A 26780-nucleotide genomic window follows, 5' to 3' on the forward strand; every position below is an offset into this window, starting at 1 on the left:
GTAGCCATTTTGTTTGAGCCAAGCGAGCTTGTTCTCTATTTCAATCGCTTGTTAGATGACCTGGAAATCGGTTACGAGCGAAACAATTTTTCCGCTTTCGTCAATCCCCCAATAAGTAGCGTAAAAGCCGTCTCCGTATCCTGAGCGAAAAATAATTACATTGAGTCCCGCATCCTCGTCTGTAACCGCATTGCACCATTCATCGTCATGCTCGGTCATCAAGTCATCGATCAAGTCGTCGTATAAGCTGATAAAATCCTCGCCGCGTTCGCTTTGCAGCTTTTCCTCCAGCTCGTCCATTTTCTCGATCGCTTTTAAATCAGCAAAACATCCGAGGCCCGTATCAACCGGGTAGCCGAATATATACCCCTCTTCCAGTTCTTCTACATTCTGCCCAGGCACTGTAGCCATTTCCCAACGAACCGGCCGGGACTCGGAAAGCTTCAGTTCAGCTCCTGCGATGCAGTTTTCTTCCACGTGCCACCAGGCAATGACCGGGTACGCACCTGGCTGAATAGTCCTCTCAAATGGGGTATGCCGGGAAATAAGAGGGTCACAGGCGACAATCTTGCCGGAAATCACTTTAAGCTGTTCGAGAATCTCTGGGCGCAGCGTTTTGCTTTCGGCATTGGCTAATTCGTTCAACAGATTTGACATTTGTGCGGTTTCCTACCTTTCCCTGAATCCATTATTTTTTGTTCCATAATGCCTTGTCGTAGTAATCGACGCATAACCCCTGGTGCTTTCCTGTAAAAATGTCGAGATGCACATGAGCGTGTCCGCCATTTCTTCGATATTCTCCTGCACCAGCTCTGGAAAGCGGCTCAAACAAGCCGGAAGCCACTTCAAATACGCTTTTGCTGCCAATCAAAAACAGCGTTTCATATTTGCTTTTGACCAATATCTTGTCTTTGTTTTCTGCGAAGGCAAACTTTTGATAATCGTCATGACCGAGATCGGCAAACCTTCTCGGGTTGCAGGTATAGCTTTTCTTGTTCCCTTTTTGGGTGCGAAACCGCTCCCTCAGGTCCTTCCAGAGTCCGGTGTTCGCCTGCAAAGAATGGTGCAGCAAAACCAATTCATCATTTCTGTCGCTTGTAGAAAACGAATGCAAATCTTCGGGCAGAAACTTATCCGTATGGCGCAAATAAATGATTTTGTCTCTATTCTGACTGGCGAGAAGAAAAATGCAAGCAAGCTCCTGCAATGCCCGCTGATCCCCGAAAATCATGTACATATTCTTGTCGAACTCGCATGAATACAGATTGACCGTATCAACTGTGAGACAAAAGTACTTTTGATTGCCGAGGAACACTTCTTTTTGAACGTATTGTATTTTCAATGTTCAAACCACCATACTTAAGTATCGATATGATTTCCTTATTTAACCATTTTTTGGAGCACCCTTGGCGGCTCCTGACATTCCATCGTATGCTCCTGCAAGCTGTCCATAGACCGCACCGGTGCCGGTTATATCTCGTAATCCCGAGATTCACGGCAGCAGTATGCCATCCTCGATACCATCCGAGTGGGAAAAGCCAATAAAACAGACTGATAGACTCTACCACATTCAATAGATTCCTGAACCTCAATGACATGTTAACGAACCGGTTTTTTTACAAGGTGCATCATGCTTGGCGATTGGAATATATAACCATTCTCTCAAGCTCTCCAGCAAAAACCTGAGAAACTTGTGTTACAATAACGCTAAAAACTGTTTCACAAGGAGAAACCATGAACCGATATTTGCTCATAACGAATCGAACCGAAAGCTTCAATTCAGCCGACATTCCGGGACATTACGAACATTTGGAACAATTAAAGCAAAACAACCGCCTGGAACTATACGGACCTTTTAGCGATGTTTCAGGCGGAGCATACCTCATCAAGGCGGAATCGCTGGAAGAAGCCATTGCCATCGGGAACGCCGATCCCTTGATCAAATCGGGTTCTTCTACCTTGTCCGTAAAAGAGTGGCTGACCAAGTAGCATAGCTTTCCTTAATTAAACGCCTGTTTTGGAGGCGTTTTTTCTTTAGTAAAAAAAACAAGCCAGGGATTTTGGCCTTCAAGCGATTATACGGTCTCCTGCAGCATTTGCACAAACTTCAGATCTGCCGGCGCAAACGGATACTCATGAAGTTCACTGGGATGCACCCAGCGAAACTCATCATGATCTGTCAGAACGATTTCACCGCCAACGTATAGCGCCTTGTATGCTATCAAACGAATATGTGTGGAGCCGTATCGATAGTCATTCACGGCAAAGGGCTCGTACGGATCGATTTCGATCTTCATTTCCTCCAGCAATTCCCTTTTCAGGCAAGCCTCAACGCTTTCGCCCTCCTCGATTTTGCCGCCGGGAAATTCCCACATTCCTTCCTGAGACTTTCCCTTTTTGCGCTTTGCAATCAATATCTGTCCTTGTTCATTTCCTATAATTGCCGCGGCTACTTCAATCATCTGCGTCACGTCCTATAACATTTGCCTTTGTTTGCTGCTGGCACAACCGCGAGCAGCTCGAAATTCCCTTCCTATGGTATTATCTGTATTTCATTCTTGCCGAATTCCATTTTCCTTTCAAGCTTGTTTTCTCAAAACGAAATCCTTGCCCCATCCAGGTTATAAAAGGACATACAACGTTGGAGGGCCCAAAAGAAGGCTCTCCCCGCTCTCCAAAGCATTGCTGCAAGCAAAAAAATCCTTCCAGCCGGACAATTCCAGCGTGGAAGGACTTTACCGTGCAATTTACTTGAACAAATTGATCGTCGTAATAATGATCGGCATGCCGAACACATCGATCAGAAAGGCACCCACAATCGGGACGACCAGATAAGCTTTTCGCGAAGGCCCAAAGCGCTCGGTCACCGCGGCCATATTCGCCATCGCATTCGGTGTAGCTCCAAGTCCATGTCCTGTGAACCCTGCGACCATTACCGCGGCGTCATAGTCTTTGCCAAGCAGCCGGAACAAAACGAAGGCACCGAACAGGACGATAAAGACAACTTGCACCAGCACGATCACCAGCATTGGCAGCGCAAGGCTGGCCACTTCCCACAATTTGATACTCATAAGTGCCATAGACAGGAAGATGCCAAGCGTCACGTCGCCAATCAGATTGATGCTTTTCATGTCGATAGCTGCCGGTTTGAATTTGTCAACGATGTTGCGCACGATAACCGCCACAAACATCGCTCCTACATAACCGGGAAGAACAAAACCGGTTGCCGTTGAGAACAGCTCGCCCAAATACGTTCCCAATGCCATACAGAACGTGATGAGCAGTACCTGAATGAAGAAGACGTTTGTCGTAATCGGTTCGACTTTTTCTTCTACCTTCGCCGTTCCTTCTTCTGTTTCGGTCGGTTTCAGATTGTATTTGGAGACCAGGTACTTGACAGTCGGTCCGCCTACCAATCCTCCGGCTACAAGTCCAAAGGTAGCTGCCGCAATCCCGATGGCCAGTGCGGATTGGATCCCCATGTCTTCGAGGGTTTGTCCAAAGGCACCTGCCGCTCCGTGTCCGCCTTCCATGGAAACCGCGCCTGCCATCATCCCGATCAGCGGATGAATGCCGAACAGCGAAGCCAGGGAGACGCCAATCACGTTTTGCATCAAAGCGAGGAATCCGCATGCAATCCAGTAAATGACGAGCAGCTTGCCGCCCAGTCTGATGAGCTTGAAGCTCGCTCCCAGTCCTACTGTCGTGAAGAACGTGAGCATGAACAGGCTTTGCAGGGAAGTATCCAAGGTAATTTCCAAAACGCCTGTCGCCTTCAAGGCCGTTGCGATGATCGCAAACAACAGCCCTCCGACGACGGGTGCGGGAATACAGAACTTTTGCAGGAATCCGGCCTTTTTTACGAGGAAGGTTCCCAATACGAGCAGAGCTACTGCGAGAAAAATCGTGTTGACTTGATTAAGTGCCAACGTCATCGTTGTGTCCCCCTAAGAATCCCATGATGGCTTCGTTTGTCAGATAAGCACCTAATTTTACCGTTCTGCCGTTTTCATCCAAAACCGGATTCACTTCGCAAATGTCAAAAGAAAGCGTTTTCTTATGAGTGGCAACGGTGCGGATCAAGCTGCGGACAACCATTGGCGTCAATCCGAAAGGCGACGGAGCGCTCACTCCCGGCGCAAACGCCGCATTTAACACATCGGTACAAAGCGTGAGCATGACATGATCGTGTTTTTCGATGAATTCTTTTAGCTCGGAGATAATGTCGTCCATCTGTTCAGCGGTCATGTCTTCTTCATACACGTACCGGACACCGAGTTCGTCCGCCTTGTCAAACAGCTCCTGCGTATTGCCGAAACGCTGGATCCCGAGGACAAAATATCGGCTGTTTTTGTCATGCTCCAGGATTTGTCGGAACATCGTCCCGGAGGAAGGCTGGCTTTCATAGGAGCGCAAATCGAAATGAGCATCGATATTAATGATTCCGAGCGAAGCTTCTTTTCCGGTGTGTTTGCGGACGCCCAAATAATGGCCATACAGCGTTTCATGTCCGCCGCCTAAAATAATCGGCACCGCCGACTTGGACAAAATATCGGAGACTGCCTGGCCCAATTCCTCCTGGGCTTCTTCGAGCTTTTCATTTTCACAGCGAATATTACCGACATCGACGATGCGGTTGCCTTCCTGCAGCTTCCAGGGAAGGCTTGCAAGCGCTTGCCGAATTGCGTTCGGAGCTTTGGCTGCGCCTACTCGTCCTTGATTGCGCCGAACTCCTTCCTCACATTCAAACCCAATCATCGCACATGTGTTGTCCGCGGAAGGCTGCCATTGATCCAGATCCACCAATTCCACAACCTGGTGGTAGCGAAAACTGCTTCTTCTTTCCGTATGATCAGTCCGGCCGGTCCATACATCAGCTGAAACTTTCGTAGGCAATCTTTTCATCCTTTCTGAACCTTTTAAGTATATGTGTTTTTTTGATTATATAATGACATACTTATTATTTCTAATATATAATTTAAATAATTTTATAGTTTCAAACTATAAATAGAGGTGGAATTTATTGTGGATATCAAACAATTGTATTATTTCGTAACCGTCTCCGATCAACTGAGCTACTCCAAAGCCGCGCAAAAGCTGCATATTTCACAGCCTTCGCTGAGCAACGCCATCAAAAATCTGGAGCAAGAGGTCGGCTCTCCCCTGCTTGAAAGAAACACGAGAAAAATGGAGCTGACGGACGCTGGGAAGATTTTCTATAAAAAAGCGATTTCGCTGCTTTCCCAAATGGATATGTTGAAAAAGGAAATGGAAGAAGTAAAGCTCACCGGCAGCGGCGAGCTGATTGTCGGCATCATCGAGTCGGTGAAGCATTGGATTCCGAAAGTGATCCGTGAGTATCAAGGGCGTTATCCTTCCATCAACATCAAGCTGATCGAAGTGCTGGGCGGAAAGGCTGTGAAGGAGTCGCTGCGGAAGTATCATACGCACCTGCTCATTACGAACCAGTATGTACATGAGGAGGATATCGAATCGATCCCGTTGTACGATGAACGATTGGTGCTCGTGCTGCACAAGGATCATCCTTTGGCGCATAAAGAAACGGTTTCTTTGCACGAGCTGGAAAGTGAGCCCTTTATCATTAGCACGGAAGGTTTTCAGACGAGGGAGGATATTGTAACAGCCTTTTCCATTGAACAGGTGACGCCGAACATTAAGTTTGAAATTGAACGGTTTGAGACTGCCTTGACCTTGGTGAGGGAAAATTTGGGCGTCACGATTATTCCCGAAAATTATTTGGCTGAATCGACGGACCCGTCTATCGTGTGGAAGGCGATTGATTCCCCGGCATTGGAGAGGACCGTTTATTTGATGTTTATGCGGAATCGTTATTTGGCTCCGGCGGTTCAGGCTTTTCTCGGCGGGATTCGGAGGAAGTTTGGGTGAATGGAGAATAAGTTTTTGTTTTGGCCTAATTAAATCAGGAATAATATATTGTTAAACATTTAGTAGAACCTCGAGTAACAAGGGATGGAGTCTTAACGGTGATCCAGACATTATTAAGACTCCACCCCCACCCTGTCAAGATGGTGCTCTCCCAATTGAGCTAAATCAAGAACTACATTGTTGTTACCCTTTTTTTAAATTAATACACTCACATTCCACTACAATTACTTGACGAACTTACCCAATTTCCTATATTATTCTTCCGACATTTTCCGACATTTGGAAGGATTCTGTCAACTAAGAGAGAACATAGTCATACTAAACTAGGTCTTAGGGAGGGGATTTCATGTTCTACTATCCAATTTTAAGGCACTCTGCTTCCGAGATGAATGCATATCATAATCTTAAAAGTGCTACAAAAGATTCAATAGTCCCAATTATTGAATCTAAACGAATTAGTTCTAAAAATAAACAAACTTGGTGGACATCGTTTAAAACCTTAGGTTCATACTTTTATGAAAAAGTAGAGAATAGAGAGTTTATTTACGATTTTAGACAGTCTTACGATATTATTGGCAATCCAGATGAAGAGCTAATTACAGATGATTCTCAAAACATTATTAGCTATTGTGCAAGTAGATTTCTCGAAAAAGAGTTAAATTTCATCCCATGCTTCCATCATGACTCTCCGGAATGGTGGATAAACTCGATCAAGGACCTTGAATTAAAAAAGGTTGCAGTTCGTATTCGTTGCAATACTTTTGATAGTACACTTGATCCATTTATTTACAAAAGGATCGAAGAGTTGCTCGAAACAAAATTTAATGATGTGGAAAAAATATTTGTTATTGTTGATTTCGCTGAAAAATATCAAGGATTTAATAGGATTAGAAGTGCTTTAAAAACCTACTCTCAACTAAAAAAATCATCTGTTATATTGGCACTAACCTCATGTCCAGCTAACAGTGACGATGTTTCGGCTATGTCCGTAAAACAGGCTGCACCACGAGATGACTTTAACACTTATATAAAATTACTGAACGAGTTTCCAGAATTAAACTATGCTGACTATACTGTTCGCCTGGCACCCGAACCAGAAGAAGGTAAGATAATTGATTACTACAACACATATTTAAAGATTTTCTACACCACTAACGACTTTTACGTAATAGGTAAATCAACTCTGTTAGGGGACAATGGTGTTGAAACCTTTGTTAATATTTGTAAAACTATAGTGACAAGCGATTATTACTCAGGTGAACATTTTTCAGCTGGTGACAAAGCAATTCTTAATTGTTCATTAGGCAAACTAGAGATTACAAACCATGGAAAACCAATCGAAATAGGAATTAACCATCACATCGAGTTTGTAACTGATCAACTTCAAAATACCTTTGGGCTATCGCCAGTGTTCGCGAGTCTTGAGTGAATGATATACAAACTGCCGAATTACGTTAATATCTTTTTCCTGTAAAAACAATTCTAAGAGTTTCTTTTTTCGTAGCTGCTTCATTTTCTTGGGATAACCAAGAACATCAACAAGTTTCTCCAATTCATCTTTCCAGAGAAGTTTTAATAGCAATTCTTTATCTTGGGACGTTCTCATACGTCCCTTTCTTTTCTTAATGAACAAAACCTTGCCTGATCTCTTCTTAACAATGGTGATACCCCACCAGTTTGGTACGATTTTTTGAATGTCATCATAAAATTTTTCATCAATAACAATAGTTAGCCTTTCAAAAAGCCTATTATAATATTCCATTTGCTTTGGCAATCGTTTGAGAGTATCACTTTCACTCTTAATTTCATACCCATGTAATATTCCGTTTACAACAGCAATATCTACCCTAGAGGCTCCAAAATCAATCCCTAATTCATTAATTATACGTGTATTAGGTTCATCCTTGTAAATTTTCGAGAGATCTTCCAATAACGCCTCTCTAACATCCTGATCACGTAATTTTTCCATCTTAACATCCCGTTCCTTAGTTTCTTGGCCTTAGTATACTTTGACGTTTACTTGTATATTCCTGCTTAGTCATACTCAAGCCCGAGCTCTCATGCAGTGTAGAGTTCTATCCTTCAACCCGTTGCCGAAAACTGCAGGCAAAACGAAACGGCCTTTCACCCCATGCAATTCGGGACAAAGGCCGTTTCTTTCCTTCTATTTTTCGACCGTCTGCTAGACGAGAGCCAGTTCACTGTGCAGACCAAGCGTCTGCGCTGTGGAAAAATCAATTTCACGGATAAGTTCCGGGTGCTCCAATAAGGATATACCATAAGAAGGAATCATTTCTTTTATTTTCGGTTCCCACTCATTGATATGCTGCGGGAAGCATCTTTTCATCAGGTCCAGCATGACGGAAACAGCGGTAGAAGCCCCCGGAGAAGCGCCGAGCAATGCGGCGATCGAGCCATCCGCTGCACAGATTACTTCCGTACCGAATTGCAGCGTTCCTTTGCCGCCAGTAGGCGTATCTTTGATCACCTGCACACGTTGGCCCGCTACGACAATATCCCAATCCTCGCTTTTCGCGTTCGGGATAAACTCGCGCAGCTCTTCCATGCGTTGTTCCTTGGACAGCATCACTTGCTGGATCAGGTATTTGGTCAAGGGAACGTTTTTTGCCCCTGCTGCCAGCATCGTCAAGACGTTATCCGGTTTTACGGAACCGAGCAAATCAAACATCGAACCGGTTTTTAGGAACTTCGGCGAGAAACCGGCAAACGGCCCAAAGAGCAGCGATTTTTTATTGTCGATATATCTTGTGTCCAGATGCGGAACAGACATTGGCGGCGCGCCAACCTTGGCTTTCCCGTATACCTTGGCATGATGCTGCTCGATCACATCCGGATTCTTGCAAACCATGAACAGACCGCTTACCGGGAAGCCTCCGATATGTTTCCCTTCAGGAATACCGGATTTTTGCAGCAAAGGCAGGCTTCCTCCACCGCCGCCAATAAACACAAATTTGGCCGTATGGCGTTCAACGGTGCCGCTGTCGAGATTTCGCACTTTCAATTCCCACAGGCCGTCGCGGTTGCGTTTAATATCATCAACATTATGCTTGAAGTGGATATCGACGTCTTTCCTTTTCAGATGGTCAAACAACATCCGTGTCAAAGCACCGAAGTTGACATCTGTTCCAGAGTCGATTTTTGTTGCCGCAATCGGTTCATTCGATACCCGCCCATTCATAATTAGCGGAATCCATTCCATCAGTTTTCGAGGGTCTTCGGAGTATTCCATCCCTTTGAACAGGGGATTGTTTGACAGCGCTTCAAAACGTTTTTTGAGAAACGATACATTCTTTTCACCTTGCACCAGGCTCAAATGAGGCAACGGCCTGATAAAGTCCTGCGGATTGCGGATCAGATTGCTGTTTACAAGATAAGACCAGAATTGTCTTGAAACCTGAAACTGTTCATTAATTTTTACAGCTTTGCTGATATCAATGGATCCGTCCGGTTTCTCGACGGTGTAGTTAAGCTCGCACAGTGCTGAATGCCCCGTTCCTGCATTATTCCATTCGTTAGAGCTTTCCTCTCCTGGGCTTGCAAGCTTTTCAAACACTGTAATGTTCCAATCCGGTATCAATTCTTTCAGCAGTGTTCCCAACGTTGCACTCATGATTCCGGCACCAATTAAGATAACGTCTGTTTTGGTTTGTCTGTCGCTCATGTTTACCGTCCTACCTCGCTAATATTTGAAGAAAAGATGTAGGCCCTCCTGCTTAGGCTCCACAGCAAGCCAGGGTGCGACCTGTTCACACACCTTTTCTGCATGATTGATAACCTAAGTAATAGTGTAACACTATTATATATAGAATTAAATATTTGCTATTAAATGGATTGCTAAATGCTATTAATAAGCCGGAAAATTTGAGAAATGATATCAGGTTGTGATTAAGAGAAAGGAGACGTCCACAGATTGGTTTTTGAATCTCAGAAAGATGTGTTTCGATGGTGGCGATCTTATTGCAAGTGGTTGAACTTTTCAAAATACACATTTCGTAAAAATCCAATTTCGACAGCGAAGCCGTATGGTATAATTTTCCTAAATGAAACAAAAGGAGATATCGCCGTGAATCTTGTTCTCAAAGAAGTAACCTCTGAAAACTGGGAAGAATGCATTGAGCTGCAGCCCCGTGAGGACCAAAAACAATTCATCGCTTCAAATGTGTATTCCTTGGCACAGTCAAAATTTTTGCCGAATTTCGAAACACTGGCTGTCTACAAAGATGAACGCATGGTTGGATTTGTGATGTTTGGGATAGATCCTGACGATTCGCAATACTGGATTTATCGGCTGATGATCGATTCCCGTCACCAAGGCAAAGGTTACGGAATGGAAACCATGAAACAGGTCATTGCCAGAATAAAAGCAAAGCCTGATACCACAGATATCATGGTCGCCTATCACCCTGACAACCAAGGAGCTGCTACTCTTTATGAAAAATTAGGATTCAAGGTTCTGGGCAAAGCTCCATGGGGCGAAATCATGGCGCGTCTTTCGAAGGATGATGAAGCAAACTGATCAGTCTGGTAGTTGCTCACGATCATGGAGGTCAGATCCTCTCAAACCCAACGAATCGTTTTTAGTGAACAGCTTTATCGACGCTTTACGCAAGCTCCGTGAGAAAAATAGGAAGAAAAAGGAAACATTTGCATGCAATGAAGCGTTTTCGTAATGGATAAAAGAGGGAGGAACCAAAACCGATGAAAAAAAGCATTCTGGCTTCCATGATCACCGTCATGCTGTTATCTGGTTCATTCGTGCCAGCCATTCAAGCAGCTCCATCAGGGACGCATACATATCGTGTCACTTACAAGATGCCCACTATCAACACACTGGAAGAAGTGGAACTGCTTTATTCCCTTCTGAAAGATTCCCTGCAGGTCAAAAATCCATATGATGCTGCTCTTGTAGAAAAAAACCGGATGGATATATACGAGATTGTAGCAGATCTATACGGCACTGATTCCATTCGCTCGTTTATGATAGATGAAATGTATTTATCCAGAAACGGATATTTGCTCGAGCTCTTTAATCACATAGGGGTGTTAGAACCTGTATACCCCGCAGGCTACGACCCCGTGACTATAAAACAGCAAATCGCCAAGCTGGCAGCATCCGAAAAATGGGAACAATATGCGGAATTCAGAAAAAAACGGGGGCAGATTGAGCTTGACTCGCGCATAAAAGCACTGGTTCAGGCCGGATTTGTAAAGCCGGAGGAATGGAACAGTCAATCGATTACAAAGCAATTTGTTGCGGACACGTTGTATCGCATATACAAAAACGCGAGACCTTACAAGGGCAGTGTTGCCCCGAAGGACAGCCAAAGCGAAGCAGTTCGCTGGGCCATCGAGGCGGGCCTCCCGGGATTTCAAGTCGATGCCAAAGGATACATTTATCCGGATCAGCAGTTTTACTATCATGGCGTCTTCGATTTCATTTATTTGTTTTTCCCGAGCAAATTCAATGGGACAGAGCGGGAGTACTTTCAGTTCGAAGTCAAACAAGACCGTCTGTCAGAGGCTGTTGCCAATCGCTCTCAAGAATTCTTGTATGTGAATAACAAGCCCCTTTACTCCCTTCCCGACGGTGTCATGTTGCTCGATCGTCCTGAAGTGAAAAAAGCAGCAGCTCAGCTAAGTACCGATCTTGGCCCGAAGTTGATCGGGATGGTCGAACAAGTGCGGCGTGAAGTTCTAAAACCGCGTGTGTGGGACTGGCGAAACGATGTGATTCGGCACCCTTCCTTTGCAAAGCTCGTGCAGGAATACCGGAAAACCAAGAGCCAGAAAGCGCTCATGCAGGTATATCAAGCGGTTAAGGAACGGTATAACTTGTTCGATCGCCAGGACTCGCCGCAGGTTATGAAAAGTGTGTTGGATAATATTAAGTAACGGCTGTTTAGTAGAAGCAAATGGAAAACACCTTCTAATCGTATGTGGTTCCTATGATTAGGAGGTGTTTTGTGTTGTTAATGTGGATTAGAGAGTTGTTCTCCTATGATAGATTCCTATATTGACTTGCCTATACAAACTTTCTGGTACATCTGTATTAGCCATACATGTTCTAAACGTTGTTCTTGCTGCGTTGTTAGCGGCTGGAATTGCAGCAATCACTGCAGCGGCACAAGCAGGCGAAGGTCCACCAGCAGCACCACATGCACCAGTTAAGATACTATAGGCAGCCTGTACAGCAGGTGCTGCACATGAATAGATCGTTGCCTGTGCAGATCGGTTTACCGCTGGATGATTAAATCCAATGTAGAATGAAAGGTCATTGTATCTTCTCCTTGGACAAGGAACACATTGTCCCAAAACCCTTGAACAACATGGGTCTCTGATAAAATCATGATACCGAAAACCCCATATCTTATTTTCAAATCCTGGCAATAGGGCCACTTCCTTTATGAAATATTTATGTGAGCCTATTACACTATATTTTTCTGGAATTTCTCTGTGCTAGGCACTTGCCAAAATGTGCTTCTATTCTTTCCTAATGCACTAACCTACCCTTGCAATCAACTGTTCTTCTGTTAACAGACAAAATGGCCGTTATCATCCGCATATTTCTGTTCAAGGGTTCCAAAACATTTCAAAAGGAATCACATTCTAACAAACACCTTAACGCGTTCTGTATAAGGGTCATATAGCCTTACAATGCCGCTAAAGACAAAAGAAAGATCGTCCCGCAACATTGTGGGCGATCTTTTTCTTTTTCATAGGCTTTGCTCAAAATTGAACGTCCGCAGAGAGTTTTCCAATGATTAAGAACGTACGCTCCATGCTGCTTTGTTTATCTCTCGGTCATATCATGATAGAAGCCAAGAGATAGATTTAATCAATTGGGGTGCCTTATCTGAATTGCTGACAAAACGCATGATACTTTTTAGCTTATCGGGATTCAAGACAGCATACATGTTCACAATCCGATCATTCTGAATATCGAAAGAAATCGTAGCAAAGAGCTGCTCGCCTGCATAAAACACCAATCCGGGCTGGGCATTCAGTTCGCGAAGCGTAAAAGAGAAATCCGGAGGGAACTCCGGAAGAATAGCGATAAAAAAACGGGCGATTCGATCATGGCCAAACAGCGGACGCAAGGGGGCTTTCACTTTGCCTCCACCATCCATATAGAGGATCGTGTCCGCAGTTAGCGTTTCGAGCAGTATTTTCATATCCCCACTCAAAAGGGCTTGCGCAAACTGTTCAATCAAATGGATGGTGTTTCGCTCTATGCCGACGTTCACTTGAGGAATTTTGCCCAAGCTCCTTTTGGCCCGACGAAATATTTGCCTGCAATTCGTACTGCTTTTGTCGACGATCTCCGCTATTTCCTCATATTCGAATTGCAGGACCTCTCGCAACAGGAATACAACCCGCTCGGTCCATGAAAGCTGATGAATCAAGAGCAAGTAGGCCATCGAAATGGTTTCTTTCCGAATATATCCTTCCAAAGGGTCGGTTTGTCCGTCTCCCCCGCTCACAATCGGTTCCGGAAGCCAAGGTCCTGCATATGTTTCACGATGCTTGCTTTGCGCCCGCAACCGGTCTATGCACCGGTTGCTCACACTCCTGAACAAATAAGCCTTCGCATTCCTAACCGTATCGGCGGGAACCTTTTCTATCGAAAGGAACGTTTCTTGAACGATATCTTCGGCATCCATCATACTGCCCATCATACGATAAGCAAGAGAAATCAGCGAAGGCCCCAGACTTTTATACAGCTCTTCCACTTCCACCGTTTGCACGCCCCTCCGCATTGTTGTATTCTCGCAGAATCTCCTCGGAAGCCCGCTTCGCGCTGGCAAAAACCGCATCGACTAATACTTCGCTTTGACCCGTCCAATCCCCGGAAACGTACAAACCGCGCACCTCTGGGACAGAAGGGCCGTAGCGTTTGCCGAAGCAATCGATGGAATCAAAATCATGGGCAACCGTGATTTTTGGCAAGAACTGCCTTGCAACAAGTTCTTTTTGCCATCCCGGCTGAATGAAGTCCAAAGCCCGCTCCAAATGACTTTCGTCGTTTTTGGGATGATCAGAGCCAAAGCCGATATCCTTGCACACATGAATAATGGCGGAACCGTCCTCACTTGCATCGGAAATGGCAGATGGGGTGCTAACAAAGATCGGTTGATCCAGGAAGAAGGTGAAATGGCGCTTTGGATCATCGGGGTAGGGCAGCTTGCGGAGCGCGACGTCCAGACATGCAGCATAAATTGGTTTCGCCCGATCCCGCCACTCCCTGAGCGATGTGTGCTCGGCGTTTTTAACGAGCTTGCAGGTTTCGCCCGGTCCTGCCGTTACAACGACATATGGGATTTCCAATGTTTCGCCATCATGAAAGCGAATTTGCCTTACTCTCCCGTCATGCTCAATCTCGGCTACATGTTTTCCGCACAGAATGGCAACTCCTGCCCGGATCGCCTCCTGCCGCAGACTTTCGACCATCTGGCCCCACCCTCTATCGACATATATCACTTGATTTCCTTTAAAAACGAGCTGCAGCCTTCTGACTCCGGGAGCAGCCAAGAGAAGTGCAGGATATGGCACAAACGTATTGGTTCTGCAGACAGCGTAAATGAGGTGCCGTATCATCGGATCGTTTATTTCCTTTTCCGCCCATTCCCGAAAACTGATCGGCGGCAAAGCCTTTGGATCGATTTTTGCCAGTCGTGCCACAAATTGAACGATTTCCAACTTGGCGGAAGCAGATAACAATTTGGATGTGAGAATCGCGAAAGGATTTCCAGGTAGTCGGTAAAGCTTGTTATTCCACACCATGCCGCCTTTTGCGGGCACGATCCCCCCTTTGACCGGGATTCCCAGTTCGTTTAACACCTCCTCGGCGGCCCCTCCTTTATAGAGCGCATGAAGACCCAAATTCAGCATGGCCCCATTCTTTTTTACCGTAACGGAACGACCGCCCAATTGATTCGCTTTTTCCAACAGAACTACAGATAAACCTGCTTTTGCCAAATAAATCGAACTTGTCAATCCGGAAAGCCCTCCGCCGATTACCGCTGCATCATATTTTCTCATGCCCATTCTCCCTTCCATTCTTTTTACAAACAAGACGAATCGAAAGGATGGATTTGTGACAAATATTGCGTTGGTCGGGGATTCTTTCAGGTTCTTGTGAAAGTCGGCTCAACCGCCCGATCCGTTGACGCCGAAGGCAATCAAACCGAGCGCAACCGTGTAGAGCATCCAGCCGGGATGACGACCGCGCGTTGCCTTACAGTTGATGAAAGCGCCATACAGGTAGGAGCTGCCAACGAGCAGGCCCGTCACGAGCCTTGCGTCCGGCCCGAACCAGATGGAAGCAATCAAAGCGAGCCCGCCAAGAAACCAGTTGAACGTGCTGAACTGCAAGAGCCACGACACGATCCATCTGACTTCTGCCTCGGCAAATAAAGACTCCGCTTTCGCCAACGGCCTGACCATGAGCCGTTGAGTCAAAATGCCGTGAACCAGCGCCACGCCGCTTCCGATAATTCCAGCTACTACCAAGGCAATGTCATGCCAATTCATGTCCATACACCTCCATAGAACTTGTGATAAAAGGACATAAAAACATTTGTGTTCCCGATCAGCTTAGATGTCATCGTCTGCACAAGCAAAGACTATTACGCAACACCTAGGGAAGGAACGCCTTAAAAAAAGCTTAATTTATCCACAAAGTCAAACACGATGGCTGCTGCAAAAATCGCCGTAACGAGACATGTTAAAAACAAGAAAATCAGTGTGCCGCGTTTCAAAGCAGAAAGCGAAACATCTCTCGCTTGTGCATAATGCGCTGCCGACAAGCCAGACAATACTCCCATGATGAAAAACCATGGTTGGTAAACGAACAAGTCCCATAATGCATCGATGCGCATATCCACTTCATCGCTAAATGTCGGCATTTTCAAGTCTATGAAGCCAGCCAAAAAGAGGACTCTTGTAATGATTCCGGCTGCTCCATGAGCGATTAAAAAGACAGAGCAGAGAAGGGTGGGGAATAACAGAAATCCTCGGTAGACATTGACTCCGCCGATCCATGGCATCCATAAAGGGACAACCTTCCCCCAAGGTTTAACGAGTCCTAACAAGACAAATCCACACAACATGATAATGACACCCACGACATAGCTTGCTTTGTATATGCCGCCGGTGGGATCAACAATCGGAGCCGAAAGACCGATTGTTCCTCCCGCAGCCTGATAGAATCGGACAAAGACCGCATACAGGAGGGCCCAGACGCAACCCGCATAAGCCGCCCATCCTGACCTCTTTGTAAAGTGGGCGTAGGCTTTCCAGCCATTACGTAACGACGAATCAAGCTTGTGTTCCACCACTTAGCACCCTCTAATTTGATTTGGCGACCGGTGAATCGTAACCTTTCACTTTCGCGTTAAAAGCCACGCCTGAGGCAAACCAAGCCAAAAACCTGAAGTCGGCATCACGATAATCCCAATCAAGCAGATGGCAAACAGCATCCATCCGAGAGAAACAGGCGGGGCAATCCCTTTCTTTTTCATGAGCCAATCCACCGTATAGCCGAGAAGAATCAGCACGAAGCCGAGCATCAGATACCAAAATGCGGTTGCCCGCTCCCACTGCCCACTCCCCACCGTATCCCATAGACCCTCGGCAACCATTGGCTGCAGGTGATTCATAAATCCAATCAGCCCCAAGACCGTATGAAACAGTCCGGTCAGCACAAGTGTAAGCCCGACATGACGTTTGACCCCACTCACCATCTGTTCCTCATCCTCTCCCGATTTATGAAATATCAATTTTGCGTGCGTATGGAGTGCGGCTTGGCTCCTCCAACAAGTCAATGAGGCTGTCGATGACCGCACGGGAAGCCAGCAGCCCTTCCTTGACGGTGTTTCTTGCATGCTTCCCCGCCTGGTGTCGCTTCAGATGCTCCAACAGCCGTTCTATTTGAAGCTCGTCGCTTCTCATTGCCCTTCATTCCCTTCTGCCATATTTCGCTTACCAAAACGGATGAGCAGCCGGTCCTCTGAAAACTTCGCACCTGTCACCTGCCGGCCTATAAGCGGTCTTGGCAAAATCACCTTCCGCTTGTAGGCACCTGCATGTACCGTCAGTTCGTCGCCAGTCTGCGTCAAATCCAAATCCGTTTTCTCCACAAAAGGAATCGACAGCTCTAGAACCATTCCTCCATCCTCTTCACGGATCTTTTCTGTTCTGCCTCGATAAAGAATAGTGGAAGGATTCTGATCTTTAAAAACGATATCCGCCAACTCTTCGAGAACAGGCAATCCGATGACTTCCTTTGGCATCATGGGCGCTTTGAGAATCGGCAGCGGCTGGAAGTTCATAACGATTTCTTCTTCATATTTCTTTTGGAGGTCTCGCCAGTATGCGAAAAATCCTTCTCCCGCCTCATTCGGCAGCACCCGATTCACGATGACCGCGTCCGTATTGAACCCGAATAAATTCAGATACGTGAAGGATCGTTTCGCTTCGGAAAGCACTATCTTCTCGGGGTTCAGCACCAGCCTCACCGATGTCATCTCCGGGTCCAAAACAATCCGCTGCAGCTCCTCCAGGCTGCGCGCCAATTGCTCAACACTGTCAAGGACATCATCCGAGGGAAGCTCTACGTTGTTGATGAACTTGGCGACCGGCCGAACGAGCTTGATCAGCCTGCGTTCGTTTGGAAACATTTTTTCGAGCCACCAATTCAAGACATTGGGATAGCTGAGCAGCCGCAGCGTCTCTCCGGTCGGCGCACAATCAACGACGACCACATCATATTTTCCGCTTTGCGCGTGTTCCTTGATTTGCAATAAACTGAACAGCTCTTCCATGCCAGGAAACACGAGCATTTCCTCCGTAGCAATATCGGTAAGCTGTGCTTTGTCGAGCAGTGCGGTCAGCCACCCTTGGACAATTCCCCAATTTTTCTCCGTCTCCCGCAGGCTGTTCACTTCCTGCCCCCATAAGTTTTCGCAGATTGGGACTGGCTCCGGCCCGATCCGCACGGCCAGTGAATCCCCTAAACTATGTGCCGCGTCCGTGCTGAGAATAAGCGTCCGTTTCCCCTGCTTTGCCATTTTCACCGCTGTCGCCGCGGCTATACTCGTCTTGCCGACGCCACCCTTGCCCGTGTAAATGATGATTCTCATATCCATTGCTCCTCTTAGTACGATTTCGTAGTAATTGTGAAATAGAAGAGTCCGGTTGAATCGGTCACTCATCGATCTTGATCTTTACCGGACGGTTCTTTGTTTCCTCAAGCTTTACAGGTTCCTCGTCTTGGAAGACTTTGATGGCCTTATACGAAAGCAGCGTAAATTGCTCCAGTTCTTCCGGCGTAAACGCCGCTTCCAGCTTGCCCAGCATCCCCAGCATGATGCGCTCCCACTCTTTCGCAAGTCGGATACCCTCTTGTGTCAGCATGACGAGCTTGACCCGTTGGTCTTTTGGAGATGTCGCTCGGGCGATATAGCCTTTTCGCTCAAGCCGCTTGGCAATACTGGTCATCGAACTCAGCGGCGCCCCCATCTCGGCCGCCAATTCCGTCATCGTCAGGTCCCCCCGAAAGAGCAGAATAAGCAGCGTCGCCAGATCCGAACGAGTCACTTTCTGTTCAAGTTGCAGCATGTCGGTCATGAATGCGAAAGGGCGCAAACCGGTCTTGAGAAAAAGATCATATAGCTTATGCATGCCGGGAGCTCCTTTTTTAGTACGATTTCGTAGTAAGTGTTTGAATTCAATTTAATACGTTTTCGTAGCAATGTCAACTCGTTTATGCGGAGGGGCTTGGTTTTTTTTGTAAAGACCATAAATGTGGTTACCGGGGTGATTCTTTTTGTGAGGCGACAACTGAATGTACTTTTGCAGGAGGCGTATATGACATGCACGTATATGACATGTATTCGAAGGACAATGGGTCAATCATGGGGAAGGTTTATTCCTCGATGGATTATCCTTATTGATCTATTCACGAATTAAGTGACCTTCTAAACTCCTTTACCATCAAAGTACCGTTAACCCGCTTTCAAATATGACTTTTATATAATCACCCTCATAGTGAAACTCGATACTCAGGGTTAGGTCATTTGGTTCGCCATCTGTCGTCAATGCATATTCGTAAGAAAGTCCGCTTCCATCATTAAAGTGGTAAAAAGATTCTTGCTTATACACACTGCCATCTTTATAGACAGGCTTGAAGGTACACTCTACCTCAAATTTATCGATCTGTTCCAACTCATTATCTTCCTTAAAATTCTCGATGACCTCTTTTAATAACTCTACGTCCCAATCCTGCATATCATCAACTTTGCGAGCAATTTCTTCGTAGTTCCCTTCTGCAACTGCGTCTACGAACTCTTTTGCAAATGCTCGAAAATGAACAATGTGTATCTATCCGCTAAACCGTCAGAGCAAGCTGCCCGGGTCGGTTAACAGTTCTATTTCAATGCTCCCTCCTCGAAACGAAAATCATCCGCTTTCGTATTTAAATACAAGATGAATAGTTGGGGGATGCAGAACCTTGGAATATATTCTTTATGCAATTTTCTATGTCTTTGAATTTTTGTTTTACCTCGTAGGAATTTTTCGAGCTGAAAAAAGGATTTGACCGTCACTTGTAGTTGTACAGCTGATTTCTAACCTTCTCAATAATGATTTTTGATTGATCCATAAACTCTACTGCTTTATTTTCGTTGCCAGCTTCAATTTCTGCCTTCGCATTGTTTAATAAATCGCTGCTTCTCTCACCTCATCAAGGCCGTTTGCCTCTTCAGTATGTTCGCTCAGTTTTTGCTCAATTTCATCGGCCATTTCTTTTAAGACTTGATGCAATCCCCTCGCCATCGATGATGGAGAGAAACGCTCGAAATCTCTTAATAAAGGTTGTCGAATTGTTATCAGGGTGGGAAACGATAAAATAAGAAAAACCCCTGATTTCTCAAGGGTTTCAGCTTCTTATGTATGGTGATCCGGACTGGGTTCGAACCAGCGACCCCCACCCTGTCAAGAATACTTAAACGAAATGTTGTCGTATCAATGACTGGGATTGTATTTGATATATCAAACCACTAACTTCCAGATTCAATTATCATAAATATATAGTAGTCGGAAAAAGAAGTCAAGTGGTCTCAATGAAAGTAACAATGCAAGCAAGAACATTAATATTACCACAATGAAACAATGTTAATTCGGTACCATGCCGTTACTGAGTTGTCGCTTTTAAGTGTTGCTTTCAGTTGAACGTAGCCCTGATCATAATTGTCATTTGACTTAACTGTACAACTTGTTCCATTCTGGCTTGTGATTACTGCTCTTGTTGTACTCGATGTTTGATTATCGGCATAAATCGCCCATGTTACAGGTTGAGAACCATCTGTAATGTTTTTATTTCCTTTATAGACATTTGCGTTATATGTTTTGCTGTATCCTCCAACATCTATTTCATTAGGTTTAGAAGAAGTACTTGTGATCATTATTGAAAAAGAAGCGGAAGGAACTTCTTCAACAGTCAATAAAATTGTATCCTTCACTTCTGTCTTATCTGCCAATTGAGCAGTAATAGTTACCGATCCTGTATTCCTTGCAGTAATAAGCCCATTTTCATCAACTGTAGCGATATTAGAATCACTCGAACTAAACACAACCGTTTTATCGGTCACCACTTGCCCATTTAAAGTAACTGATACATTCAATTCCAATGTGCTATCCTTCTGAATGGTTGTATCAGTATTCGTTATATCCAATGCATAGACATAACTTCCTGCATCAGCAATTTCATTTTCAATATCATCAACGGCTTCATTAAACTGATCCTGCTTACACCACAAAATCAGCAAGCCCTTCTGTGTTCTGTCGATACCTTCAACTGCCCATGCCCTGCCCATTTTAATAAAACGCTGCCCTACGGTTATTAGCAATGTTTCTTGATTTTCTTGTAGCGTGACAAGGATTTTACTATTAGGCAAGGGCATGTATTGTCCTGTTTCCACGTCAAATACTTTACCATCTACAATAGTAGGAAACGCTTTTACCATACCTTGAAAATTAAACTTAATTGAATAATCACTGACACGCATATACGCTCTGTAACGCCCATTACGCTGTCCATTTACTTCTGACAGTATAATCCAGTCCTCATTGTTGAAATGGACTCTATCACCCCTAGAAATGGCTGTGAGAGTGCTAATTTTCTTATCGTCTGTATCAGTTGATAAGGTTGAATTGGAAATGACTGCATTGACTGGTTGATTGTTTATTTGGACAGTTTGACCAAGTGAATCCAATATGTATTGAAAATCCTCTGCGTTGGATTGAAACAGATTAACCATTGACTATTCTCCTTTCTATTAGGTGACTCCCTAGACGCTCCTGCATTGTAAAGGAGAGCATTCTACTGATTAAACAACATAAAAAAAGAGCCATTTGTATTGGCTGCTTTGGATTCTTCACTCTTCATTTTTCGGATTTTGTTTTCCAATTGGTCAATCCTAGCCAATAGATTTTCATGGAATTGGGAAACGGTCTGGTCATCTGAAGTGTAATTCTTCATCAAGTGCGGTTGATTGGCAATTGATTCAAGGATGGATAATGCCGTTTCATATACCTTTCTTGTTTGTGCTTTGTCGGTTGCATTGTATGATTCGGTAGCGTTCAATCCATTTTCGGATAGATAGACGGACATTTCATCAGGTGTAAGAGTGATGGACTTAGTTTCCATCAGCAATCGTTCTTGATTAGTCATTTATTATTCCTCCTTTTATATAGGGAAAAAAGAAAGCACTCCTGATAGAGTGCTAATTACATATTTTTACTCAAGATCGATAAGCACTTTCACCATCAGGAGAAATTTGAAACTTATCTTCAGAATAATCATAAAAAACATAGTCATTATCCCTTAATTTTATTAATGCTACCTTAATATGGGCCGAATTGATAAATTCCTTGCTTTTATTTTTTATTTCTGTTGCATTAAGCCATTTATCATTATTTTCAAATAATACCTTTAAAACTTGTTTCTGAGTTTTGGTTAACTCCAATTAACACGCCTCCTAATAAAGACAATTAACTAGATTATCTTACAACCCAAGTTCCATCTTTAGTTTTAATCGCAGATGTTTTAAAAGTTCCACCAAGAAGATCGTAACTGATATCTGCATTATTCCCCTTCACTTCAATGTAATTAATATTGAACTGTGGGTCTCCACCATTTTCTACAATTTCTCTGGCAACTTTGCCATACAAAGCAGATGAGATTTTCCCCTTATCGTTGTCGCAACTGGACGCAATGAAAAATAAAATTAAGCCAACTACAATTAAACCTATGATCGTTTTTTTATGACTTTTCTTTTCAATTTGTTCCATGTACAGCATCCATCCTTTTTATAGGTGAATTTAACCATAAACATAGGTCTATTCGAGTTATTTATCAGCAAAAACCTAGTATTTGGTCGAATACATTATTGATACTCAGTGATTTCGACTGAATATCTTTTCATCTTGGCTCTATGTTTTGTCATAACTTCAAAATACTTTTGTTCATTTGGTCGTAATCCTTCACTTGCTACAGCATAAGTCCAATCTGTATCTATTACTTGATTATTTACATCTAAATAGGTCACCTTAACTTTTATGTATGATAATGACTTACTACCGTTATTTTTCACTGCACCAGTAACATAAATATAATCGCCATCAACTTTACCATTTTTCTCGGTAATTTCTAAAGGATTAGCATCTCTTCTTGCTTGCTCTAATTGTGCATTTTGTTTTCTTTCTAAAATGCTATTAGCATAATTAATTGCAGATTTAGTTTGATCTAAAAATGTCTGATTATATACCTTTTTTCCATCCTTGTAATCATAATCATTAAATGAAATATTTAGTTTTAGTGCTTCTGTCTCAGATAAATTGTAGTAATTCTTTAGATAATCTAAATATTGATTTTTTATTTCTAACATTTCTTTATCTATCCCTAATTCAGTAGCCCTCTTCATATCTAATTCTTTAATGCCAGTAACAAGATTGATTAATCCATCTTCAAAATTTGTAAAATCGCTCGTAGTTTCTTTCTCATCAATGAATTTGATAGCGAATAATTTTGTACTTGAAAATGTGATCATTTTTACCTTTTCAAATAGCATCACGTCATCTGATTTGGGACTTAAATCTTTGATTTCATCGTATGCTTTATCATAATCTCCGATATTCACATAGTATTCTGCTTGTTGCACATGTTCTCTATAACTTTTTTCAAGATAAATGTAAAATGTTAATCCAATTACGAATATGGCTATTACAGCAACAACAATCTTCCGATTTTTAAAAAGAATATTGTTTCTAACCTCTTGAGATTCAATATCCATAATCCCCCTCCAATTGAATTAATTCTCTTTATATATTACCACCTCACACGAAATGGGTACATAGATTCAGAAATAATCAAAGATAGTGGTCAATAGTATTTTTTTCGAGGGTGTGTAATTGAGTATGCTGTAGCACTTTTTATGCCATTAGGGGTATCGAACAATCCCAATGAAAACTTGATTTTATCACGTCTAATCCCGAACATTAATCTGATTTCACTCAGAAACACTTGCCTATAAGATAGGTTATAAGCAATTACCATAAATTAGGTGAAAAATAGACCACAATCTCTAGGAGTTAGTGGTCAAGTTAGACACAATTAGCCAGAAATCAGGATCAAGTTGAATAATCAGCAGAAGGAACGCAAAATTTTTGAAATCTCACGTCCCCCTTGCCATCCTATTATTGCTTGTTTCACCAGATGAAACAGTTAGTATAACATGTGTGCGCGAGTGGATATTATCCCTTTCTACTCAATCCCTTATAAATTCTATAATTATTTCCCAATATCATATCCCAAATCATCAGATTCCATATCATTTTGATCAACATTATTTCCCGTATTATTTCCCATCTGATTATCCTTCAATCGTTCCAACTCTTGCACCAGATCATTCGTATAAGGTGAACGCTCAAGAATACTTTCAATACTAATTGCACCCATATCACTAAGCACTTTAAGATTATCAATAATCTCCTTAGCACTCTGCGGTCTAGCATACTGGAATACAATACCCAGAGAATCATAAGCTTCTTCACTAATCCATATACCCTTCAGTTCCAGCAACTTTCTGATCTTATCGAATCGTTGTTCCATTCCTTCACGCATATATTTCTCATTCATACTGGCTTTTAGGTCTGATAAACTATAAAGTAGACGGATGCTGACCTCGCTTAAATTGGAAATGTCCACTTTTCCCATTGCAACGCCCGGCGTATTAGAAATATCGAGTAACGTAGTCATCAATGTCTTATAAATTGTCTCAAACGATTTATAATCCAATTGGTTACTAACCATCTTGAAGTCGCTGCCATCATCAAGGACAATACCTTGCCCGACCACGTTAGGATTGATACCTTCCCCTTTTAACTGCTGTCCGATCACAACTGGAATTGGATTATGATGCTTGTAGAAGGAATCAGTAAACTTGGACAACAAATCCTCCATGCTATTAATAATCGTAAAAATGTCCTCTAAATCGCTTCTGCCTGTTGTACTATCTAATTCATTTTGATTCTTGTAGACAATAGGCAAACCGCTAAGATTATTGTATTCCCCAATCAATTTTAACTGGCTACCCTTATTAGAAAACTTCTGCACCTTATCAGGATAGTAGACCGTATAGTAACTCACATTGTCAGCCGTTGTATAATGTTCAATAAACGCTATGTAATTGTTCTCATCATCATAAATTGGATAAGAGTCGGCAGGATCAATCAATTTGGATTTAATCTCCTTGTTTTCATCCAGATAAACATATTCAGCCACGAATCCATATTTCGTAATCTTATCCAGCACATCAAAATCTACTCGGTCATATTTTCCCTTCTTATAAACTCTCTTGTATTCCTTAACTATGCTATCTTGACCAGTCAAAGTGACCGGATGGGAAAGTAAGTATGACGTACTAAAATTCAATACGTTCTTCGCATATTGCAAAACGATCTTTCTCGGCTTAAACTCTTTGCCATTGTACATGTACGATGGAGTTTGAAGAATAACATGAGTACCCGACAAGTATTCTTTTATATCAACAATCTTATTGATTCTTTGCATATTGGCAACCGAATTGCATTCCTCAACAAACCATTCTGGATTACCGTCATGGTGCTCACGAATATATTGATCTATACTCATGGATTTACCTCCTTCATTGATGGGTTCATCGTGAACCTGTGTTTTAAACGTACCATTTCCCTGCTTTCATTCCTTGGATCGCTAGAGCTGCGGAAATAACCAAGTCATCATGGTAGCTGTCACCAGTACCACGCTTGTTTCCAAGTTTTCCATCTTGGTCAACAAAAATCTTCATTTGTTCAAGCGTCTGTTTGCACTCAATATTGATCATTCCAACTTCAAATTGTTCCTTGAAGTCAGAAATGAGAATTGCTTTGTTGGCTTTTGTTGTCTGCCAGCCAACTTTTAATCGTTTCTTTCCTTTTTGGTCAAAGGTCTTATGCTTGTACATGTTCAAGTAATTTTTCTCTTTCCTGATCCTCTCAATCAGTGGCAAGCCATAGGAATTGGACTCAATGACAAGAAAACTGAAATTATAGTATCGCGCCAATGAATCAACCACATCTGCAAACTTATAAACAGGTATTTCATTAGAGTAAAAACTTGCTACCTGTTGACCATCATCATCAAAAATACTGATCGTGGAGAAGTCAGAGTTCTTACCTCCCCCGCTTGCCGTATCTGCACCTGTATAATACCTTTTCCCTCGAATTGGAATAGCCCAAATAAAAAGCGACTTGCCCACGAAAGGTTTTAACACCTCCGGCAAATCGCTTAATTCATTATTTAGTAGTGGCTCATTCACAAATTGCAAACGCTCAACAATCTTATCCGTAGAGAATACAGATTCATTACTCGTCTGAAATGCTTGATCAGGCGTTGTAGGAAACTCACGATTCCACTTATCAATTGAATTAGTGGCAATGTAATACCGCCTAAACATCAGTTGCCGCAATGTAGCTCCATATTTCTCAAACAAAATACGCTCATCATGCTCTAAATCCTTTTCTCTCAATCTGTTTCCCTTATTATGGAGTTTATGCCATTCCTCAGCTTCATCGAATGATACTTTAAACTGTTGACGGTAAGCATCAGCCAACCAAGAATAAAACTTGGCATTCCATACGCTTTCCTTGCCACGATATGACTTTAGAAAAAGTTCAGCAAAATAGTTGTAGCCCATACCTGTCGATTCAATCCAAATCATTGCCGAATCATTCTTTGCTAATGCTGGAATGGCAGTTGATAAGATTTCTTCTTGTACATTATTTGGATATTTCCCCATCTCGGAAAAGTGGATAAACTGAAACGTATTTCCCGATATGGCATCATCTCCACCAGCCGTAGAAATGATTATTCTTGAGCCGTTGGATAGGAAAAGCTCATCCCTATTGTTTAAACTATCTTTCGGGAACAAATCGGGATATTTGTCATGTGGAAGATTCTTATACATTTTCTTGACCTTCACGAACAAACTTTTACTTACGCTATTGTGGTGTGTCATTATCATGTAACTGGTATCTGGCTTCGTAATCGCCGAATAAAGCATATAACCAAGGGATAGTGTTGTGAAACCAATCTGTCGTCCCTTTAGGATCACATTGTACTTTTTCATTGTATCTATGTACTCGGATTGCTCCTTATTCAAAACGAATGGAACCAAATCACCATTATTATCAATAATCTTAATAAAGTTCTTTGCAAACAGTTCAAATGAACACATTACCTTTTCTAGTTTTTGTTTTCTCGTTAAAACTACCAC

The 26780-nt window shown here is 43.2% G+C and carries 28 protein-coding genes; 5 read left to right on the forward strand and 23 right to left on the reverse strand.

What is annotated here, in order from left to right:
- Positions 1-51: 51 nt before the first annotated feature.
- Positions 52-657, reverse strand: a complete 606-nt coding sequence (locus NST37_RS17065) for a DUF4241 domain-containing protein (RefSeq protein ID WP_122959091.1) — start codon at positions 655-657, stop codon at positions 52-54.
- A gap of 31 nt (positions 658-688) precedes the next feature.
- A complete protein-coding gene (locus NST37_RS17070; RefSeq protein ID WP_003386459.1) occupies positions 689-1342 on the reverse strand; it encodes a hypothetical protein in 654 nt (217 codons plus the stop codon).
- A 392-nt stretch (positions 1343-1734) separates the two neighbouring features.
- Here NST37_RS17070 and NST37_RS17075 point away from each other — a divergent pair, with 392 nt between their 5' ends.
- Positions 1735-1989, forward strand: a complete 255-nt coding sequence (locus NST37_RS17075; RefSeq protein WP_003386460.1) for a YciI family protein — start codon at positions 1735-1737, stop codon at positions 1987-1989.
- Positions 1990-2075: 86 nt separating this feature from the next.
- On the opposite strand, the gene mutT is transcribed toward NST37_RS17075, so the two are convergent.
- The 3 genes from mutT to hutG all read right to left on the reverse strand — a co-directional run bounded on the left by mutT (position 2076) and on the right by hutG (position 4905).
- Entirely contained in the window at positions 2076-2462 is a 387-nt protein-coding gene (mutT, locus tag NST37_RS17080; RefSeq protein WP_339185587.1) for an 8-oxo-dGTP diphosphatase MutT, read from the reverse strand.
- Positions 2463-2747: 285 nt separating this feature from the next.
- A complete protein-coding gene (gene gltS, locus NST37_RS17085; protein ID WP_003386462.1) occupies positions 2748-3935 on the reverse strand; it encodes a sodium/glutamate symporter in 1188 nt (395 codons plus the stop codon).
- Positions 3919-4905, reverse strand: a complete 987-nt coding sequence (hutG, locus tag NST37_RS17090) for a formimidoylglutamase (RefSeq protein ID WP_003386463.1) — start codon at positions 4903-4905, stop codon at positions 3919-3921. The genes gltS and hutG overlap by 17 nt, the downstream gene beginning before the upstream one ends.
- Positions 4906-5025: 120 nt before the next feature.
- On the opposite strand from hutG, the gene NST37_RS17095 reads away from it, so the two are divergent.
- The gene (locus NST37_RS17095) at positions 5026-5907 is read left to right on the forward strand and encodes a LysR family transcriptional regulator (RefSeq protein WP_003386464.1); all 882 of its coding nucleotides are present in this window, start codon (positions 5026-5028) and stop codon (positions 5905-5907) included.
- Positions 5908-6253: 346 nt separating this feature from the next.
- Positions 6254-7336 (forward strand): hypothetical protein, encoded by a 1083-nt coding sequence (locus NST37_RS17100; protein ID WP_024985656.1) that lies wholly within the window; start codon positions 6254-6256, stop codon positions 7334-7336.
- Here NST37_RS17100 and NST37_RS17105 read toward each other — a convergent pair.
- Both NST37_RS17105 and NST37_RS17110 read right to left on the reverse strand, forming a co-directional pair.
- Positions 7307-7876, reverse strand: coding sequence for a sce7726 family protein (locus tag NST37_RS17105; RefSeq protein WP_024985657.1), 570 nt, complete (start codon positions 7874-7876; stop codon positions 7307-7309). The genes NST37_RS17100 and NST37_RS17105 overlap by 30 nt on opposite strands.
- Before the next feature lie 213 nt (positions 7877-8089).
- On the reverse strand, positions 8090-9589 hold the full coding sequence (locus NST37_RS17110; RefSeq protein ID WP_003386467.1) for a malate:quinone oxidoreductase: 1500 nt from the start codon (positions 9587-9589) through the stop codon (positions 8090-8092).
- 402 nt (positions 9590-9991) lie between these two features.
- On the opposite strand from NST37_RS17110, the gene NST37_RS17115 reads away from it, so the two are divergent.
- Both NST37_RS17115 and NST37_RS17120 read left to right on the forward strand, forming a co-directional pair.
- The gene (locus tag NST37_RS17115) at positions 9992-10444 is read left to right on the forward strand and encodes a GNAT family N-acetyltransferase (protein WP_003386468.1); all 453 of its coding nucleotides are present in this window, start codon (positions 9992-9994) and stop codon (positions 10442-10444) included.
- 182 nt (positions 10445-10626) lie between these two features.
- Positions 10627-11820: a hypothetical protein gene (locus NST37_RS17120; protein WP_003386469.1), complete on the forward strand. Its 1194-nt coding sequence runs from the start codon at positions 10627-10629 to the stop codon at positions 11818-11820.
- A gap of 914 nt (positions 11821-12734) precedes the next feature.
- Here NST37_RS17120 and sigJ read toward each other — a convergent pair.
- The 16 genes from sigJ to NST37_RS17200 all read right to left on the reverse strand — a co-directional run bounded on the left by sigJ (position 12735) and on the right by NST37_RS17200 (position 26780).
- Positions 12735-13664, reverse strand: a complete 930-nt coding sequence (gene sigJ / locus NST37_RS17125) for an RNA polymerase sigma factor SigJ (protein WP_339185588.1) — start codon at positions 13662-13664, stop codon at positions 12735-12737.
- Positions 13642-14967 (reverse strand): FAD-dependent oxidoreductase, encoded by a 1326-nt coding sequence (locus tag NST37_RS17130; protein WP_339185589.1) that lies wholly within the window; start codon positions 14965-14967, stop codon positions 13642-13644. Before NST37_RS17130 ends, sigJ begins: the two co-directional genes overlap by 23 nt.
- Positions 14968-15075: 108 nt before the next feature.
- The gene (locus NST37_RS17135; RefSeq protein WP_003386472.1) at positions 15076-15459 is read right to left on the reverse strand and encodes a hypothetical protein; all 384 of its coding nucleotides are present in this window, start codon (positions 15457-15459) and stop codon (positions 15076-15078) included.
- Between the two features lie 122 nt (positions 15460-15581).
- Complete coding sequence (locus NST37_RS17140) at positions 15582-16262, reverse strand: DUF3995 domain-containing protein (RefSeq protein ID WP_003386473.1); 681 nt, start codon at positions 16260-16262, stop codon at positions 15582-15584.
- A gap of 48 nt (positions 16263-16310) precedes the next feature.
- Complete coding sequence (locus tag NST37_RS17145; RefSeq protein WP_003386476.1) at positions 16311-16670, reverse strand: DUF6463 family protein; 360 nt, start codon at positions 16668-16670, stop codon at positions 16311-16313.
- A gap of 22 nt (positions 16671-16692) precedes the next feature.
- On the reverse strand, positions 16693-16878 hold the full coding sequence (locus NST37_RS17150) for a hypothetical protein (protein ID WP_003386477.1): 186 nt from the start codon (positions 16876-16878) through the stop codon (positions 16693-16695).
- Entirely contained in the window at positions 16875-18068 is a 1194-nt protein-coding gene (locus tag NST37_RS17155; protein WP_339185590.1) for an ArsA family ATPase, read from the reverse strand. Before NST37_RS17155 ends, NST37_RS17150 begins: the two co-directional genes overlap by 4 nt.
- A gap of 64 nt (positions 18069-18132) precedes the next feature.
- Complete coding sequence (locus tag NST37_RS17160) at positions 18133-18609, reverse strand: MarR family transcriptional regulator (RefSeq protein WP_003386479.1); 477 nt, start codon at positions 18607-18609, stop codon at positions 18133-18135.
- Between the two features lie 312 nt (positions 18610-18921).
- Positions 18922-19152 (reverse strand): hypothetical protein, encoded by a 231-nt coding sequence (locus NST37_RS17165; RefSeq protein ID WP_339185591.1) that lies wholly within the window; start codon positions 19150-19152, stop codon positions 18922-18924.
- A 929-nt stretch (positions 19153-20081) separates the two neighbouring features.
- Positions 20082-21245, reverse strand: a complete 1164-nt coding sequence (locus NST37_RS17170) for an Ig-like domain-containing protein (protein WP_339185593.1) — start codon at positions 21243-21245, stop codon at positions 20082-20084.
- Between the two features lie 62 nt (positions 21246-21307).
- Positions 21308-21658 (reverse strand): hypothetical protein, encoded by a 351-nt coding sequence (locus NST37_RS17175; protein ID WP_339185594.1) that lies wholly within the window; start codon positions 21656-21658, stop codon positions 21308-21310.
- A 70-nt stretch (positions 21659-21728) separates the two neighbouring features.
- The gene (locus NST37_RS17180) at positions 21729-21953 is read right to left on the reverse strand and encodes a hypothetical protein (protein WP_281868037.1); all 225 of its coding nucleotides are present in this window, start codon (positions 21951-21953) and stop codon (positions 21729-21731) included.
- A 34-nt stretch (positions 21954-21987) separates the two neighbouring features.
- Positions 21988-22278 carry a hypothetical protein gene (locus NST37_RS17185; RefSeq protein ID WP_281868036.1) on the reverse strand — a complete coding sequence of 97 codons (291 nt, stop codon included), beginning with the start codon at positions 22276-22278 and terminating at the stop codon, positions 21988-21990.
- 95 nt (positions 22279-22373) lie between these two features.
- Positions 22374-23279, reverse strand: coding sequence for an FxLYD domain-containing protein (locus NST37_RS17190; RefSeq protein WP_339185595.1), 906 nt, complete (start codon positions 23277-23279; stop codon positions 22374-22376).
- Positions 23280-23776: 497 nt separating this feature from the next.
- Positions 23777-25138: a phage portal protein gene (locus NST37_RS17195; RefSeq protein ID WP_339185596.1), complete on the reverse strand. Its 1362-nt coding sequence runs from the start codon at positions 25136-25138 to the stop codon at positions 23777-23779.
- 43 nt (positions 25139-25181) lie between these two features.
- Complete coding sequence (locus tag NST37_RS17200) at positions 25182-26780, reverse strand: DNA packaging protein (RefSeq protein WP_339185597.1); 1599 nt, start codon at positions 26778-26780, stop codon at positions 25182-25184.

The sequence above is a fragment of the Brevibacillus sp. FSL K6-6036 genome (assembly GCF_037964015.1).
Taxonomy (GTDB): domain Bacteria; phylum Bacillota; class Bacilli; order Brevibacillales; family Brevibacillaceae; genus Brevibacillus; species Brevibacillus borstelensis.